At 60.9% G+C, this 16,939-nt stretch carries 14 protein-coding genes; 9 read left to right on the forward strand and 5 right to left on the reverse strand.

What is annotated here, in order from left to right; translation table 11 throughout:
- Window positions 1–21 precede the first annotated feature (21 nt).
- The gene (locus O4G74_RS03005) at window positions 22–897 is read right to left on the reverse strand and encodes a DUF3108 domain-containing protein (RefSeq protein WP_269401183.1); all 876 of its coding nucleotides are present in this window, start codon (window positions 895–897) and stop codon (window positions 22–24) included.
- 208 nt (window positions 898–1,105) lie between these two features.
- On the opposite strand from O4G74_RS03005, the gene rpmB reads away from it, so the two are divergent.
- From rpmB to O4G74_RS03030, 5 genes are all read left to right on the forward strand, one after another.
- The gene (gene rpmB, locus O4G74_RS03010) at window positions 1,106–1,399 is read left to right on the forward strand and encodes a 50S ribosomal protein L28 (protein WP_119379275.1); all 294 of its coding nucleotides are present in this window, start codon (window positions 1,106–1,108) and stop codon (window positions 1,397–1,399) included.
- Window positions 1,400–1,513: 114 nt separating this feature from the next.
- On the forward strand, window positions 1,514–3,199 hold the full coding sequence (locus tag O4G74_RS03015; protein ID WP_269401184.1) for an amidohydrolase: 1,686 nt from the start codon (window positions 1,514–1,516) through the stop codon (window positions 3,197–3,199).
- Between the two features lie 90 nt (window positions 3,200–3,289).
- A complete protein-coding gene (cobS, locus tag O4G74_RS03020) occupies window positions 3,290–4,273 on the forward strand; it encodes a cobaltochelatase subunit CobS (protein WP_119379273.1) in 984 nt (327 codons plus the stop codon).
- Between the two features lie 71 nt (window positions 4,274–4,344).
- Complete coding sequence (gene cobT, locus O4G74_RS03025) at window positions 4,345–6,348, forward strand: cobaltochelatase subunit CobT (protein ID WP_269401185.1); 2,004 nt, start codon at window positions 4,345–4,347, stop codon at window positions 6,346–6,348.
- Window positions 6,349–6,368: 20 nt separating this feature from the next.
- Window positions 6,369–7,436 carry an esterase-like activity of phytase family protein gene (locus O4G74_RS03030; RefSeq protein WP_269401186.1) on the forward strand — a complete coding sequence of 356 codons (1,068 nt, stop codon included), beginning with the start codon at window positions 6,369–6,371 and terminating at the stop codon, window positions 7,434–7,436.
- On the opposite strand, the gene O4G74_RS03035 is transcribed toward O4G74_RS03030, so the two are convergent.
- Window positions 7,433–8,023 carry a TlpA family protein disulfide reductase gene (locus O4G74_RS03035; RefSeq protein ID WP_269401187.1) on the reverse strand — a complete coding sequence of 197 codons (591 nt, stop codon included), beginning with the start codon at window positions 8,021–8,023 and terminating at the stop codon, window positions 7,433–7,435. The genes O4G74_RS03030 and O4G74_RS03035 overlap by 4 nt on opposite strands.
- Window positions 8,024–8,057: 34 nt before the next feature.
- Between O4G74_RS03035 and argH the strand changes: the two genes are divergently transcribed.
- Genes argH through O4G74_RS03055 form a run of 4 tightly spaced genes read left to right on the forward strand, consistent with a single transcriptional unit; the run spans window position 8,058 to window position 13,656 of the window.
- Complete coding sequence (gene argH / locus O4G74_RS03040) at window positions 8,058–9,470, forward strand: argininosuccinate lyase (RefSeq protein ID WP_269401188.1); 1,413 nt, start codon at window positions 8,058–8,060, stop codon at window positions 9,468–9,470.
- Window positions 9,467–9,745: an LPS translocon maturation chaperone LptM gene (gene lptM, locus O4G74_RS03045; RefSeq protein WP_269401189.1), complete on the forward strand. Its 279-nt coding sequence runs from the start codon at window positions 9,467–9,469 to the stop codon at window positions 9,743–9,745. Before argH ends, lptM begins: the two co-directional genes overlap by 4 nt.
- A 12-nt stretch (window positions 9,746–9,757) precedes the next feature.
- The gene (gene lysA, locus O4G74_RS03050) at window positions 9,758–11,023 is read left to right on the forward strand and encodes a diaminopimelate decarboxylase (protein WP_269401190.1); all 1,266 of its coding nucleotides are present in this window, start codon (window positions 9,758–9,760) and stop codon (window positions 11,021–11,023) included.
- On the forward strand, window positions 11,011–13,656 hold the full coding sequence (locus O4G74_RS03055) for a DUF4175 domain-containing protein (RefSeq protein ID WP_269401191.1): 2,646 nt from the start codon (window positions 11,011–11,013) through the stop codon (window positions 13,654–13,656). Before lysA ends, O4G74_RS03055 begins: the two co-directional genes overlap by 13 nt.
- On the opposite strand, the gene O4G74_RS03060 is transcribed toward O4G74_RS03055, so the two are convergent.
- From O4G74_RS03060 to mtaB, 3 genes are read right to left on the reverse strand one after another with little or no spacing between them, the layout of a single operon-like run.
- The gene (locus O4G74_RS03060; RefSeq protein ID WP_269401192.1) at window positions 13,657–14,283 is read right to left on the reverse strand and encodes a 5-formyltetrahydrofolate cyclo-ligase; all 627 of its coding nucleotides are present in this window, start codon (window positions 14,281–14,283) and stop codon (window positions 13,657–13,659) included. It lies immediately after the preceding gene.
- A complete protein-coding gene (gene ftsY, locus O4G74_RS03065; protein ID WP_269401193.1) occupies window positions 14,280–15,623 on the reverse strand; it encodes a signal recognition particle-docking protein FtsY in 1,344 nt (447 codons plus the stop codon). The genes O4G74_RS03060 and ftsY overlap by 4 nt, the downstream gene beginning before the upstream one ends.
- Complete coding sequence (gene mtaB, locus O4G74_RS03070; RefSeq protein WP_269401194.1) at window positions 15,620–16,915, reverse strand: tRNA (N(6)-L-threonylcarbamoyladenosine(37)-C(2))-methylthiotransferase MtaB; 1,296 nt, start codon at window positions 16,913–16,915, stop codon at window positions 15,620–15,622. Before mtaB ends, ftsY begins: the two co-directional genes overlap by 4 nt.
- Window positions 16,916–16,939 lie beyond the last annotated feature (24 nt).

Consider the following 16,939-nt stretch of genomic DNA (forward strand, 5'->3'; position numbering starts at 1 on the left):
ACCGGTCAACGCGGCGACTGGCTAACCTTCATTGGACGGCTCCGGGATCGGCTCATAGCGAAGCTTCGACACCTGCAGGGTCACTGATCCGATTGCATCTGTATCGGCCTGGATCTTCACCGGCATGAAAGTGCCGTTATCCATGGGGGCCATCCACATGCGCAGCGGGCCATCTATGCCAGTCAGCGTCTCTTTCGCATTGATCTCATCGGCGTCGTAGCCGGCGATCTTGTCCATCGAAACATGGCACTCATAGGCTTCGCCGCGATAGGCGTCGGTTTTCACTTGTTTGAGACCGGCATTCTCGAAGTGGAGATGGGTCAGCTGACGGCCATCGAAGATTTTCATCGGGCCGCCGCATGGATTGCCGTCTGCCGGGCGCGGCGTGAAGGCGTGGCCAAGGAAAGCCGTAAGCGGGTCAGCTGCTTCCAGCTTCTGAGCTGGCGTAGCTGGTGGCTCACCCAGATTGCCGAAGGCGGGCTTCGCCGTCATTGCGACGTCGGACGCGCCATAAGTCATCTCGACGCGGCGGTTCTTCTTGCCGTCCCGGTTCTGGGAGACATAGGCATATGGCTCGAGGCGATCGTCGCGGACATAGCCACTGGCAGCGAGGCGCATGTCATAATTGACCAGGATGTCAGCGAGACCCGTCGTCTTCACAACACCATTGATCGAGTAGGTGTCGGGCTGAAGGTCCATGCGGAAATTCGCCCGGCCCGTGATTGGGATGAAGAGCGCCCAGGCGGTCGCTTTCACTTCATAGACGAGGCGCATCGGCTCTCCGGCGCGCACCTCACCGAGTGGAGACATTGTGGCGGCAACCGAAGTCGATTGCGCGGAAGACAGACCTGCGGTCGCAAGCGCTACAAGGCTCGTGGCGGCGATCAGCTTTTTCATGAGGGAAAGTCCTTGGTTCGAGACGTTGGCGCTCATCATATATAAGTGCATAACAGAATGGCAGCTGAACAGGGTCAACCTGACTTCGCCGCGATAATACCTCAATTTGGCCGTGTGTAACCGGCTGAGCGGGACGGTTGACGTTTGCGTGGCTGGCGCGTATGAGCGCCGCTTCGGATTTAATCTAACACTATTAAGCGAGCGCCCCATGGCACGCCAATGCGAACTTTCAGGCGTCAAGCCGATCGTCGGCCACAAAGTGAGCCACTCGAATGTTAAGACCAAGCGCCGGTTCCTCCCGAACCTGGTGAACGTGACCCTGCGGTCCGAAACCCTGGGCCGGGACGTATCCCTGCGCATTGCGGCAAAGACCCTGCGCACCGTCGACAAGCATGGCGGCCTCGACGGCTATCTTGCAAAGTCGAAGGACGACACGCTTTCCCCGAAAGCCCTCAAGATCAAGCGCGACATCGAAAAGCAGGCTGCTGAAGCAAGCGCCTAAGGTCACCTGATCTTCTACAGACCAAGAAAACGCGCTCCATACGGGGCGCGTTTTTGTTTGCGTTGATCACACTTATGGGCCAGCCAGAAACAAATGTTTTCAAGGAGCCCAAAGATGCTGCGACCCGCAATTTTCCTGTCAGCCATCCTGCTTGCATCCTGCGCGCAGTCATCTCCGCCAACACCGACAGATACGCCGAAACCGAACGAGACCGTCCGTCCAAGTGCGACACGGGTCTTCTCCAACGGCACGATCTATACCGGTATCGGCAGTGAAACGGTGGACACTGTGGCCGTGGATGGCGGTGGCCGCATCGTCTGGACAGGCTCCGTCGACAACCTCGACGCAGAGGTCGAAATCGAGAACGCCGAATTTGTCAGCCTGAATAATCATTTCATGTATCCCGGCTTCACGGACTCGCACGCGCATCTCATCGGGATTGGCCAGAGAGAGCTGTCACTGGACCTTGCAGGCACAGCATCCATCGACGAGCTGGTGACGCGGATCGAGGCAGAAGCTGAGGGCCTTGGCGAGGACGCCATCATTGTCGGGCGCGGCTGGATTGAAACGGGCTGGCCGGAAGGGCGTATGCCGACGGCTGCCGACCTCGACGCTGTTGTTGGCGACCGCATTGTCATTCTGGGCCGTGCCGACGGGCACGCACTCGTCGCCAGTTCTGCGGCGCTCCGTGCGGCCGGGATCGATGATACCACCCTTGATGTTGAAGGCGGCAAGATCGAGCGCAATGAGAATGGCAAGGCGACCGGCATCCTGATCGATAATGCCATGACGCCGGTCTGGGGCCTCGTCGCGGCACCGACAGAAGAAGACGTTCGCCGGGCTTACGCTGAAGGTGCCGGTGTCTACGCAGAACGCGGCTGGACCGGCCTGCACAATATGAGTGTGCCGCCCGCACATGCCGAAGTCATGGAAGCCCTGGATGAGAGCGGCGAATTGCCTGTGCGGATTTATAACGCTTTCTCGGAGGATGGCTTCCAGATTGCCAAGGCGCATGCCTTCGAGACCGATACGATCACAAACCGGGCCGTGAAGCTTTACATGGATGGCGCGCTCGGCTCTCGCGGCGCGCTTCTGATCGAGCCTTATTCGGACCGCCCCGACACGAACGGGCTTTCGCTGCTGGACGCTGAGGGTCTGGAACGCCTGATGAAGCGTGCAGAAGAGAACGATGTACAGCTGGCTATCCATGCTATCGGCGATCTCGCGAACCGGCGCATCCTGGACGTTTATGAAGAGCTTTCGCTGGACGGCGACCTTCGCTGGCGCATTGAGCACACACAGATTGTCCACCCGGGCGACATCTCGCGCATCCCCGGGCTCGGTCTCATTGCGTCGATGCAGCCATCACATGCCATCGGCGATCTCAAATTCGCCCCTGCCCGGCTTGGGGCTGACCGTCTGGAAGGGGCGTATGCCTGGCAGGACCTTCTTGATGCAGGCGCGGTCATCGCAGGCGGATCGGACGCGCCGGTTGAGGTTGGCTCGCCGCTGATAGAATTCTATGCCGCTGTCGCGCGAAAGGATCTTGATGGCAATTCCGGCGCTGGCTGGCATCCTGAGCAGGCGCTTTCCCGACCGGACGCCCTCGCGCTCTTTACCTCGGCGGCGGCCTATGCCGCCTTCATGGAAAAAGATCTCGGCACGATTGAACCGGGCAAGATTGCTGACTTCTCCGTCTTCGACCGCGACCTCATGAGCGTTCCGGAAGCTGAAATTCTGGAAGCAAATGCAGTGATGACAGTTGTGAACGGTGAAATCGTCTGGTCTGCGGCGGAGTGACCTTTACCTCACGTCGCACTAGTCGCATGTCATTCGCGTGCTAGAACCCATTTCGTGAGACCCGCGAGACTAAATCGAGGACAATAGTTTATGAGCCTGACCAGCGATACCGATGTTCTGACCGAGCTTGAGCCGACCGTAGAGATCAAGGTCCGTGATGTTTTCGGCATCGACACCGACATGGTCGTGCACGGCTTCGAAACGAAGACCGAATATGTGCCGGAGATTGACGAATCCTACCGGTTCGATCCTCAGACAACGCTGGCGATCCTGGCGGGCTTCGAGCACAATCGCCGTGTGATGGTGCAGGGCTATCACGGCACCGGCAAGTCGACCCATATCGAGCAGGTTGCGGCCCGCCTGAACTGGCCGATGATCCGCATCAACCTCGACAGTCATGTCAGCCGGATCGACATGGTCGGCAAGGACGCAATCGTGCTGAAAGAAGGCGTTCAGGTCACCGAATTTCGTGAAGGTATCCTGCCTTGGGCGCTGCAACGCCCGGTCGCGATCACCTTCGATGAATACGATGCCGGCCGTCCGGACGTGATGTTCGTGATCCAGCGCGTTCTGGAGGCCTCTGGCCGCCTCACGCTACTCGACCAGAACCGCGTCATCTCGCCGAACCCCTATTTCCGTCTGTTTGCGACGACGAACACTGTCGGTCTCGGCGATACCACGGGCCTCTATCACGGGACCCAGCAGCTCAACCAGGGCCAGATGGACCGCTGGAGCATCGTCACCACACTCAACTATCTTGAGCATGATGCCGAAGTGGAGATCATCTCGACCAAGGCGACAGATCTCGACAAGGAGCTTCTGTCCAAGATGGTGCGCTTGGCGGACCTGACCCGGAACGCATTCATGAACGGCGATATTTCCACCGTCATGAGCCCGCGTACCGTGATCACCTGGGCAGAGAACTACCGGATCTTTGGCGACCTTGGCCATTCCTTCAGGATGACCTTCCTCAACAAGTGCGACGAACTCGAACGCCCGCTCGTGGCAGAGATGTATCAGCGCTGTTTCGGTGAAGACCTGCCGGAAAGCGCGCTGATGGTACGCGTCGCCTGAATTTGAGCGGCAGGCTGCCGCCTGCATGCAAAACCCTTCGCAACTGCGATAGCGGGCGCTAAGTGAGGACCATGTCTAAACAGGACGATACGCCCTACGAACTCTTCAAGCAGGCCCTTGCCGCAACGGCGAAGGCCATGAGCCAGACACGCGATGTGGAGACGAGCTTTGTCTCTGAGGCGGGCCGGGCTGAAGAAAACCGGCTTGTCCTGCAGGCGCCGCCACGCGAGCTTTCGAAAGAGCAGGCGGCTCGTGCCCGCGGCGAAGCTGACGCGCTATCGCTGCGTATGGCCCACCATGACGCGGCTGCACACCTGGCGGAACGTCCAAGCGGTGAGATGGCCCGTCAGGTCTATGAGGCTGCAGAGCGCGCCCGCATTGAATCCATCGGTGCAAACGCGATGGACGGCACCGCTGATAATCTCGACGCTGCCCTCGCCGCGCGTTGCGAGAAGGCAGGCTATAGCCGTATGCAGGATCGCACGGAAGCGCCAATCGCGCCGGCGATCGAGTTCTTGCTGCGCGAAAAGCTGACCGGCCGCAAATTGCCCGCGGAAGCAGAAGGCATCGCTTCCATCTGGCGCGATGAAGTGACGGAACGCGGCGGTAATGCGCTGGACGAACTGCTGACGCAACTCAACGACCAGCGCGCCTTTGCAAAGACTGTCCAGCGCCTCATCAAGGACCTCACAGAGGGAGACGAGGCTGGCGACGATCAGGAAGAAGAGAGCGAGACCGAAAGCGAGGAGCAATCCGAGCAGCAGGAAACCTCCAGCGACGATTCCGAGCAGGGCGATGAGACCGAGGGCTCCTCAACCGAGGAGATGGAAGCTGGCGAAAGCGACGATGTCGAAGGCGAAGAGACGAATGTCTCCGTAGACGCTGACGCCGAAGCTGAGGGTGAGGACGACTATGAAGAGAGCGATGACGGCTCCAAGCCGCTCCGCCCGAACTTCCGTGACGGCGATGACCGCCAGGACTTTTCCTATCGCGTCTTCACCACCGCGCATGATGAGATCGCCAAGGCCGCTGACCTCTGCGATCCGGAAGAACTGACACGGCTTCGCGCCTATCTCGACCATCAGCTGCAATCGCTTCAGGGCGCGGTTTCCAAACTGGCCAACCGCCTGCAGCGCCGTCTGATGGCGCAGCAGAACCGGTCATGGTCCTTCGATCTGGAAGAGGGCGTGTTGGATACCGCTCGCCTCACCCGCGTCATTACAGACCCGACAGCGCCGCTTTCCTTCAAGCAGGAAGACGACTCTGAGTTCCGCGACACGGTTGTCACGCTGCTGCTTGATAATTCTGGCTCCATGCGTGGTCGCCCGATCATGATCGCTGCGCTCTGCGCTGACATTCTCGCGCGGACGCTGGAGCGTTGCGGCGTGAAGGTGGAGATCCTCGGCTTTACGACCAAGGCCTGGAAGGGCGGTCTTGCCCGTGAGGACTGGGTGAAGGCTAATAAGCCTGCCGGCCCGGGCCGCCTCAATGATCTGCGCCACATCATCTATAAGTCTGCGGATGCCCCATGGCGCCGCGCGCGCAAGAATCTCGGCCTGATGATGCGTGAAGGCCTGTTAAAGGAGAATATCGACGGCGAGGCGCTCCTCTGGGCCCATGACCGTATTCTCGGCCGGTCAGAGCAGCGCAAGATCATGATGGTCATCTCTGATGGCGCGCCGGTCGACGATTCCACGCTGAGTGTAAATGTCGGCAACTATCTGGAACGCCACCTGCGCCAGGTCATCGCCGAGATCGAGAACCGCAGCCCCGTTGAACTGATCGCCATCGGTATCGGGCATGACGTGACGCGTTACTACAAGCGGGCGGTTACCCTTGTGGATGCCGAACAGCTTGGCGGCGCGATTACCGAGCAGCTGGCAAGCCTCTTCGACGAAAAAGACAATCTGCCAGACCAGAAAGCGATGGCAGTACAGGCACCGCGCAGCGTCGCAAGGCCAGATACCGCGACCAGCGGTGTATCTGAAACCGCGCGCGGCGGCCCTCGCTATGGCTCGCGTGATGTCAAAGTGACATCAATGCAGGATATTGCTCGCAAGGCCTCCAAGAGCTGATCTCCAGCAGGACATTAGAGATGAACCAGACTTTTCTATTCGCCGCATCCCTGCTGGCGCTGGGCGTTGTCGGCTGCAGTTCTGGCACGCCCGAAGCGCCAGCGTCGCCCCCGGCGGATTTGTGGGTCTATGACGCGGCCGATAGCAATTTTGCAGACAGCTCCTGCGCCGATGGCGAGCCTGTGGGCTTCGCCATGTCCTTCATCATGGCGGCAGAGCCAGTAGACCTCGGACCCACGGAGGCTGTTGCCCGCGCCTTGACGGGCGTCGAATTCGTGAAGGGCTGGGCCCTGGATGCGCCGCTGGCATCTTTCGGTGGGCTTTCCGGTCTCGACATTCTGCCGGGCGGTGACCTGCTCGCAATATCTGATGCGGGCGCATTCGTGCGCATCCCTTTCGATCAATCCGCGCTCACGCTGCAGGGGCAAGCGACTCTCACCTATCTGAGGGGTGCGGACGGAGAAATCCTGACCGGCAAATCGGAAGCCGACGCCGAAGGTTTGCATGTCGAAGACGGCATTGCCTTTGTCAGCTTCGAACGTGACCACCGGGTCGAGGCGTTTGCCTTTGAACGCTGCGGCGGCAATGCGCGCGCGGTACGGGTGGCCAGCTTGGGCGCGCGCCCAACGGGGCTCGGTCGGTCGATAAGCGAGAATTCGGGTCCGGAAGGCCTTGCTCTGCGGGACGGGGAGCTGTTGTTGGGGCTTGAAACGCTGGTGGGTGGTGACGGGCCGCTTGGCGTGGCCACCCAGGACAGCGATGTATCTTTCGCGGCCGTGCCGTGGATAAAGGCGGATGGCACGCCGCTGGTTGGCCTCGATGTGATTGGTGACGAGCTTTACAGTCTCCACCGCGCCTATAACCCGCTGACGCGTCAGAACGCGATTGGTATCCGGGTGCGCGGCGCTGACGGTGAGACCAGGACGCTCGCCTTTATGGCGGCGCCACTCAACCTCGATAATTTCGAGGCGATCGCCGTTCTGCCGCTGGACGACCAGCGTCGCCGCATCTTCATAATGTCAGACGATAATTTCAGCGAGAACCAGCGCACGCTGCTCTACATCTTTGAGACGACGGGTCCGGCCTAGTTCTTGATCGCGTCGATTAGAGCGATAGCCTCATAGGAATCCCAGGCCGCTTCCCCGGCCAGGCGGGCGATTTCTGCGCCGGTCTCGTCATAGATGACCGTCGTCGGAAAACCGCGCGCTCCGCTATCATAGACGACTTCCCAGCGCTCTGGCGGGACGAAATAGAAATCTATGACACCGTCGGTGAGTTCCTGCAGGCGCTGGCGAGCATAATCGCGGTCTTCTTCTGCATCGATGCTGATCGCGACGATCTGGAAGTTCTCATCGCCTCTGGCGGTCTGCAGCGCGGCTAGAGACGGCATTTCTCGCTCGCACGGTGCGCACCATGTGGCCCAGAAATTGACCAGGATATTGCGACCTTCAAAGTCGGCCAGCGTGACTTTCTCTCCGTCCGGACCGTCGAACGCGGCGGTTGAGACAGTCTCTCCGCGATTTGAAACATCCAGTGCGGCAATCGACCCAGTGGCAAGATTGGCAATCTCGTCCTTACTTCCGCCCTTGGAAGTTGCCTGAAGCAATGTCAAAGACACCCCCGCGAGCCCGACAAGGACCAGGGCCGTAATAGCGAGTTTCACAAGGCGGGACATACCGAACCCCTCTTAAGTATCCAGGATGCAGGACATGGTAGATAATCCCTCGAAAGGCCAGCAGATGTGGGGAGGACGCTTTGCCGCGCAACCGTCCGACATCATGCAGTCGATCAACGCCTCAATTGATGTCGACCGCCGCATGGTGCTCCAGGACATCGCGGGCAGCCGCGCCCATGCTGACATGCTGGCAGAGACCGGTATCATCGCCGAAGAGGATAATGTCGCCATACAGGACGGCCTCGATCAGGTCCTTGAAGAGGTAAAGGCCGGCACCTTCCCTTACCGGGTAGAGCTTGAAGACATTCACATGAATATCGAGGCGCGGCTGAAAGAGCTGATCGGTGCTCCGGCCGGGCGCCTGCACACCGCCCGCTCGCGCAATGATCAGGTCGTCACCGGCTTCCGTCTCTGGACGCGAGGCGCCATCGGCGAGGCGACGCGAGCGCTCAGCGCGCTCCAGCGTATCCTGCTGACCCGCGCGGGGGAGCATGCGGATACGATCATGCCGGGCTTCACACACCTGCAGACGGCGCAGCCCGTTACGCTCGGCCATCACCTGCTTGCTTATGTCGAGATGATCGAGCGCGACAAGTCGCGGCTTCTCGGCGCCGCCTCGCGCGCGAATGAGTCGCCACTCGGCGCCGCTGCACTCGCGGGCACAGGCTTTCCAATCGACCGGGATGCTACTGCCGAAGCGCTCGGTTTCGACAGGCCGATGGCAAATTCTCTCGATGCCGTGTCGGCGCGCGACTTTGCACTCGAAGCGCTGGCGGCGCTTTCCATTGCGGCGACGCACCTTTCGCGTCTGGCCGAGGAAATTGTCCTCTGGACCAGCGCACAGTTCGGCTTTGCGCGGCTTTCCGATGAGTGGTCGACCGGCTCGTCCATAATGCCTCAAAAGCGCAACCCTGATGCCGCGGAGCTGATCCGCGCCAAGGCCGCGCTGATCGCCGGTCAGTTTGCCAGTTTGCAGGGCGCGGTGAAGGCATTGCCGCTCGCTTACGCAAAGGACCTGCAGGACGATAAGCGCCTGACCTTCGAAGCTTTCGATACGTTCGACCTCTGTGCCCGCGCCATGGCCGGGATGATGGAGACGATCAGCTTCGACAAGGCAAATATGCGCGCGGCGGCGGCGAAGGGCTATTCCACGGCGACCGATCTTGCTGACTGGCTGGTGCGCGAACTGAAGCTTCCTTTCCGCGATGCGCACCATGTGACTGGGCGCATTGTGGCCATGGCAGAGGCGGATGGTATCGGCCTCGAGGCGCTTTCCTTAAATTCCATGCAGGAAGTCGAACCGCGCCTTACAGACGCCGTCTTTTCCGTGCTAAGCGTCGAAGCGTCTGCCGCCAGCCGCGAAAGCTATGGCGGCACTGCGCCTGTCCGCGTGAAGGAGCAGATTGAGCTATGGAACAAACGTCTCGGCCTGGAGGCCACATCATGATGAAACGACTGACAACGATTGGCCTTTTTGCGGTTGCCGCTGGCGTGCTGAGTGGCTGCGGCGTTCGCGGCGACCTGGACCGGCCGCCGCCAATCTTTTCTTCTCCGCCTGACGAAGAGGCTCGCCAGCCTGTCGCATCGACTGTCGAAGTTGCTGCTGCGCCAGCCCGTTCGGAAGACCAGGCCTATTACAATGGCCTCGGCGGTGAGATCCCGAAAGCGGACCCAGAAGCTGACATTGGCGAAACGGGTCTAGATGAAGTCTCGCCGGACTAAGGACCGAGCCTTTTGCACCATTTCAATTACAAGCAAGGCCGCCTCCATTGCGAGGATGTGGCGCTGGATACGATTGCCGACGATGTCGGCACACCTGTCTATGTCTACTCATCTGCCACGCTGCGCCGTCATGCGCGCGTGATCGCAGATGCGTTTGACGGCATGAGTTGCCTCATTGCCTATTCAGTAAAGGCGAACGGCAACCTCGGCGTACTGAAAACGCTGGCTGCCGAAGGATGCGGCGCTGACGTCGTAAGCGGCGGGGAACTGATGCGTGCCCGAAAGGCGGGTATCCCGGCGAGCAAGATCGTGTTTTCCGGTGTCGGAAAGACACGGTCCGAAATGCGCCTCGCGCTGGAAGAGGGCATTCACCAGTTCAACATTGAGAGCTCGGCAGAGCTTGGCGTGCTCGCTGCGGTCGCGAAATCTGTCGGCAAGACAGCTAAAGTTGCTGTCAGGGTTAATCCGGATGTCGCGGCTGGCGGACATCCTAACATCTCGACCGGCAAGGCAGGCGACAAGTTCGGCGTGCCCTGGAACGAAGCCCGGCAGGCCTATGCCCAGATCGCAGAGACGGATGGTGTCGAGGCGGTCGGTGTCGATGTGCACATTGGGTCACAGATCGACGATATTGCGCCAATGCGCGCGGCCTTCGAGAAAGTCATGACGCTGGTCACAGACCTGCGTGCTGACGGTCATGATATCCGGCGTGTGGATCTCGGCGGCGGTCTCGGCATTCCCTACAAGTCGGGCGACAATCCTCCGCCGCCTTCTGCCTATGCAAAGATGATCCGGGAGGTCACCGAAGGGATGGGTCTGGAAGTCATACTTGAGCCGGGCCGCGTCATCGCGGGCAATGCGGGTGTGCTTGTGACCGAGGCTCTCTTCGTTAAACCGGCGCCGCAACGCAACTTCCTGATGGTCGATGCCGGCATGAATGATCTGATGCGCCCTGCCCTCTATCAGGCACATCATGATATCCTCCCGCTCCGCGAGCGCGGCGCAGATAATGAACAGGTGCGCTACGACATTGTCGGACCCATCTGCGAGTCTACGGACAAGTTTGCTGCAGAGCGTGACATGCCGCGCATTGAAGGGGGCGACCGTCTGGCTGTAATGTCAGCGGGTGCCTACGGTGCCGTGCTTTCGTCGCAATACAATGCGAGGCCTCTCGTTCCGGAAGTCCTGGTCGATGGAGACCGCTATGCCGTCATTCGCAGGCGACCTGACTTCGACGAGATGATCGCATTGGAGAGCATGCCCGATTGGCTGAGCTGAAAAGGATCCCCGGACTCGAGCCCAAGATCGCCCGAACGAAAGCGGCGCTCTGGAGGCTGAGTACGGCCCGCGCATTCTGGCCTCTCGCTGTTTTTGTGACGATTTTTTTCGTCATGGCGCTGACCGGGCTTCTCGACGGGGTCAGCGAAAAGCTGGCTTCGATCGCGCTTGTTATTTTTCTCGCTGGACTTCTGCCACTCGTCTGGTTCGGCGCTTCGCGTTATCGCGAGCCGGAACGCGCCGAGGCGATACGCCTGCTGGACCGCCAGTCCGAGCTGCGTCCCCTTTCTGCACTGCAGGACCGCCCGGCAAGACCTGACGCAAGCGGTGTTGCGCTTTGGCGGGCGCATGAGACCGATCTGACAGATGCCGCGCGCAGGCTGAACGTTCCGGACTTTAGCGCTGAATGGCGTGCCTCGGACCCGCTCTATCTGCGATTCATCCTGCCTGCCTTGCTAGCTGTCGCGGCTTTCATGTCATTCTCTGTGGCGGGTGAGCGACTGTCGCGCGCTTTCAGCCCGGATGTTGGCAGCCTGTTCGGCGCAGAAAATATCCGTATTGAGGCATGGATCACACCGCCGGAGCATACCGGCAAACCACCTGTCTTCCTCGCCGCTGATGCCGCGCCGGTTCGCGTGCCTGCAGGTTCTGAACTAACGGTGCGGGCGCAGGCACCTTCAGCGCCTAATCTTATCATCGAGAGCGAGGAACGCCGCGAACGGGTCCGATTTAGTAAAACCCCGGAAGGCGCTTATGAGGCGCGCGCGATCATCGCTGCCGATAGTGATCTGCGCGTCAGCTGGTGGGGGGCGCGGGCAAGCTGGCGCATCTTGGCTTCACCAGACAATCCGCCGGAAGTAGAATGGGTCTCGACGCCTGAAATGACCCCGCTCGACCGGACGGAGTTCGAGTGGAAGCTCGCTGACGATTACGGCGTCGACGCCTTGCAGCTCGTCCTTCAACGTACCGATCAGGGAACAGATAGCCCCGCAGAGATCGTCGATCTGCAGATGCCGGGAATTTCGCCGCGCGAGTCGCAGGAGGTGGCGTCGATCGACCTCACGCGCCACCGCTGGGCGGGCCTCGAGGTCAGCGCGAGACTTCGGGTGGCGGACGGGGCCGGTCAGACCGGTTTCAGCGAAGAGGCCGTTTTCATCCTCCCTGAAAAACTGCTCCTCCAGCCACTCGCCCGGGCCATTCAGGATATCCGGGTCACGATCCTTCGCGAGGATGATGAGTATACGCTGACAGTAACGGCGAACCGCGAAAGCCTTGTCCAGAATGAGGTTTTCACCGAAGCGACGCAGCGGATTTCACGCGCGCCTGCAGGGATCCAGCGCGCCTCCCTGATGATAGACGCTGTCACCTACAAGCCCGAACGCTTCTTCGAGGATGTGAACGTCTATTTCGGCCTCAGCCATGCCGGATCTATTCTGCAGGCGGCAAGTTCCACCGACGAGGCCGATGAGACAGAGCCGCTTCTCTGGTCACTGGCACTCCGGGCCGAATATGGCAGTGCCGCTGATGCCCTGCGCGCCTTGCAGGCCGCGCGTCAGGCCCTTGAGGAAGCGCTGCGCGACGGCGCCTCAGAAGCTGAGATTCAGCGACGCATGGAAGCGTTCAAACAGGCCGCGCAGAACTATCTCGCGGCCCGGATGGCCGAAGCCTTGGCGAACGGTCTTGATGCCCCGCCGAGCGATACTGATAGCGCACAGGGCGGCGGCTCCGGCATGGGGGGCAGCGATTTTGCTGACATGCTGAACGCGCTGTCTGACCTCACCGAAACCGGTGCGAGTGATCAGGCAAGGCAGCTGCTCGCCGACATCACCAACATGCTTGAGAACTTGCAGTTCCAACAGGGCAATGGCAGCGGCGAAGGCTTCCCCGGCATGCCGGGTGAGCCGGGTGAGAATGACGACGACATGCCTGAGGAGGAGCGCGAGCTGTCCGAAACCCTTCAGGAACTGTCAGACCTGCTGCGCGAACAGCGCGACCTCAATGATGACACGCTGGCTGAGCAGCGCGGCGAACGGCGCAGCCAACCCGGCCAGCCGCCCGGAAACCAGCAACAGGGCCAGCAGGGTGAGTCAGGCACCCAGTCTGGTAAGGAAGAGGGCGAAGATGGCAGCTCAAGCCGCGGCGGCACGTTGACCGAACGCCAGGCCCGTCTGGGTGATCTTGTCGAAGAGCTTGCCCGTCGGCGTGGCCGCGAAGGTAACAGCAGCGAGGATGGCGCTGGCGCAGGCGGGACGGTCGACGAGGAAACCCTTGAGGCTATTGAGCGGGCGCAGCGCCGCGCCGCTGAGGCGCTTGAGGACGGCAACAATTTCCGTGCGATCCGAAATCAGGATGATGCGACCGATCAGATACGGGACCTCGCCGAAGGCCTTGCGCGCGAACTCGACGATCTCAAACGCGACCGCCTCGGCGAAGAATACGGCAATGGCGGTGACCGGGTCGATCCGTTTGGACGGCCAATGGGCGGCACCTCAGACAGCCGTGATGTCAACATTCCCGACGAGGCTGAACGTCAGCGGGCCAAGGATATTCTGGAAGAGCTCCGCCGCCGCTATGGCGACCCGGCTGATGAAGAAGAGCGCAACTACCTTGAGCGCCTGCTCGACCGCTTCTGATCAGGCAGCGCTCGGCCCGTTGTCATTCGGGCCGCCATCACCCTTGAAGGTCCGCATCATGAAAATGGGCACAGAGCCGCGCTCGGTTACGGCCCAGTCCAGAGGCTGGTCGTGTGGTTCGGCTGGTAGCTGGTCCAGCATCTGCGCATGAAAGCCGACCCCGCAGGCGAAGACACGTCCATTGACGCGCAATCCTGAAACCGTGCGGTCATAGAAACCCTTGCCATAGCCAAGGCGCGTACCATGCCCGTCGAAAGCGAGTAGAGGCATCAATACGAGTGTCGGATGAACCATCTCCGCACTCTCGATCGGCTGGCGAAGGCCCATGGAGGCCTTCTCGAGAGCATCATTCGAGGACCAGGCCCGGAATGTCATTGACCCATCGGTCTCAAGACGCGGCAGGGCAAGCCTTGCGCCTTCACCCTCAAGCCGTTCCATTAGCGGTAGCGGATCAATCTCGCTTCCGATCGGTAGGTAGCCTGCAACGAGGGGCCCGTAACGCTCAAACAGCTTCAGCGGAAACTTGGATGCCAGTGTTTCACCGGCGTCAGGGTCGCGCGCATGCGCTTCTTCGCGCAAGGTCTTCAGCTCACGCCGGAGGGCAGCTTTCTCGTCCCCGGCGCTCAAACCGTTTCTTCCTGGCCAAGGCCAACGAGGGCCTTCGCATAGGCTGAAGCGCTGAAGGGCTGCAGGTCTTCGGCCTTCTCGCCGACGCCAACAAAGTGGATCGGCAGGGCGTGGGCTTCGGCAACAGCAACGAGAACGCCGCCCTTCGCGGTGCCATCAAGCTTGGTCATCACGATACCTGATACACCTGCAGTATGCCGGAAGGCTTCGACCTGGCTCAATGCATTTTGCCCTACCGTGGCATCGAGGACGAGGATCACATCATGCGGTGCATCCGGGTCAAGCTTGCGGGTGACACGAACGATCTTCGCGAGCTCTGACATGAGCTCGGCCTTGTTCTGAAGACGGCCTGCCGTATCGACGAGAACAAGGTCGAGATCTTCGCGCTGCGCCTTTTCTATGGCCTCATAAACGAGACCAGCGGCATCAGCGCCCGTTGGCTTGGAAAGAACCGGAATACCGGCGCGCTCACCCCAGACGGTCAGTTGCTCAATGGCGGCAGCGCGGAAAGTGTCGCCGGCCACGAGAAGCGCCTTGGCGCCTTGCTCTTTCAGCTTCGAGGCAATCTTGCCAATCGTCGTCGTCTTGCCAGACCCGTTTACGCCGACAAACAGGACGACACGCGGGCGTGGCCCGTCGGCGAAATCGACGACCTGTTCGCGCGGCTTCATAATGGCTTCAATCTCCGAGGCCAGCGCAATGCGGATTTCGTCGTCGCTGATATCCTTGTCGAACCGGGTCTTTGCGAGGTTCGCTGTAATCTTCGACGATACCTTCGCGCCCATGTCGGACATGATCAGCAAGTCTTCGAGGTCTTCCAGCGCGTCGTCGTCCAGCCTGCGGCCGCCGAACATGCCTGTAAGCCCGGTGCCGAGCTTTGAAGATGACTTGGAGAGCCCGCCCGACAACTTGTCGAAAAAGCCCGGGTCGCGGACTTCGGCATAAGGGTCAGGTTCCCCGCGGGCGATGGCGGCCTGGCGCTCTTCTTCCTTGCGGCGCGCTTCCTCGCGCGCGGCTTCGGCACGGCGACGCTCCTCAAGGATCTTGAGTTCGTTTTCGGCTTTCTGACGGGCCGCTTCGTCATCTGCTTCGGCTGCTTCGCGCTTCTGGCGCTCTTCCCAGGCCTTGTTGGCTTCGGCGATCGCGGCGTCGATCTTGGCCTGTTCAGCAGCTTTGCGTTCTGCCTCAGCGGCCTCTTCTGCCGCCTTGCGCTCAGCCTCTGCCTTCTCGGCAGCTTCCTTCGCGGCCAGCTCTTCGGCGGACAGCTCCGGCTCGCGCATCTGCGCGCCGGCGTCTTCCAGCTCGTCTTTTTTCTTTTTCTTTCCGAACCAGAGGATCATGCAGGCTCCGCGATCAGTTTCTGTCCATCCTGAGCGACTATCCGCGCGGGAACGGGGCGTCCAGCCTCAAGCGTGGCAAACCCCGTCAACGCAACCCGCGAGAAATCGGAAAGTCGCCCGTCATTCTCCTGCTCGACCAGAACATCCCGCACCGCGCCGACATGCGTGTCGAGGTGGCGGGCGAGGGCGCGCTCACCCACTTCGCGCAGGCGCGCGGCGCGCTCCTTGATGAGGGCCTTCTCCAGCTGCGGCATGCGCGCGGCAGGCGTGCCGGGCCGCGGGCTGTAGGGAAAGACGTGCAGGAAGGCGAGGGTGCAGTCCTCAACGAGGCGCATCGAATTTTCGAAGGCGCTCTCGGTCTCTGTCGGAAACCCAGCAATGATATCGGCGCCAAGCGCGATGTCAGGGCGGATGGCGCGTAGTTTATCGGCAAGCTCAATCGCATCCTCGCGCGAATGACGCCGCTTCATCCGCTTCAGCATGAGATTGTCACCATGCTGCAGCGAGAGATGCATGAAGGGCGCAAGACGCGGGTCGCCAATCGCCTCAAACAGCGCGTCATCCATCTCGATCGCGTCGATGGACGAGATGCGTAGCTGTTCCAACTCCGGCACCAGTTTCAGGATACGCTGGACCAGATTGCCAAGCTGCGGCTGGCCGGGGAGGTCTGCGCCCCAGCTCGTGAGGTCGACACCGGTCAGCACGACTTCATAATGGCCCGTCTCAACCAGGCGGCGGAGCATCTGGACCACCTCGCCTGCGGGCACCGAGCGCGAGTTGCCGCGGCCGTAAGGGATAATGCAGAAGGTGCAGCGATGGTCACAGCCATTCTGGACCTGAACATAGGCGCGCGCCCGGCCCTCCATCCCATCGATGAGGTGGCCGGCGGTTTCCTTCACCGACATGATGTCGTTGACGAGGATCTTCTCGTGGCCCTCATGCAGTGCTGGCGAGGCCCACGTCCCGGCCTGCATCTTCTCATGATTGCCAATCACTCGGTCAACTTCCGGCATGGCCGCAAATTCATCCGGATTGATCTGTGCCGCGCAGCCCGTCACCAGGATGCGGGCACCCGGATTGTCTTTCCTGGCGCGGCGGATGGTCTGGCGCGCGCTTCGCACGGCCTCGGACGTCACCGCGCAGGTATTGACGATAATGGCATCTTCCAGACCTGCAGCGTCGGCATGCCCGCGCATCACCTCACTCTCATAAGAGTTGAGGCGGCAGCCGAGCGTAATCACGCGGGCGCGCGAGGCCGAAGCCGTCGGTTTGGGATCTTTCGTTGCCGTCATTGCCAGAATGCCTGTCCAGACCCC

Source organism: Henriciella marina, from assembly GCF_027213945.1.
GTDB classification, from domain to species: domain Bacteria; phylum Pseudomonadota; class Alphaproteobacteria; order Caulobacterales; family Hyphomonadaceae; genus Henriciella; species Henriciella marina_A.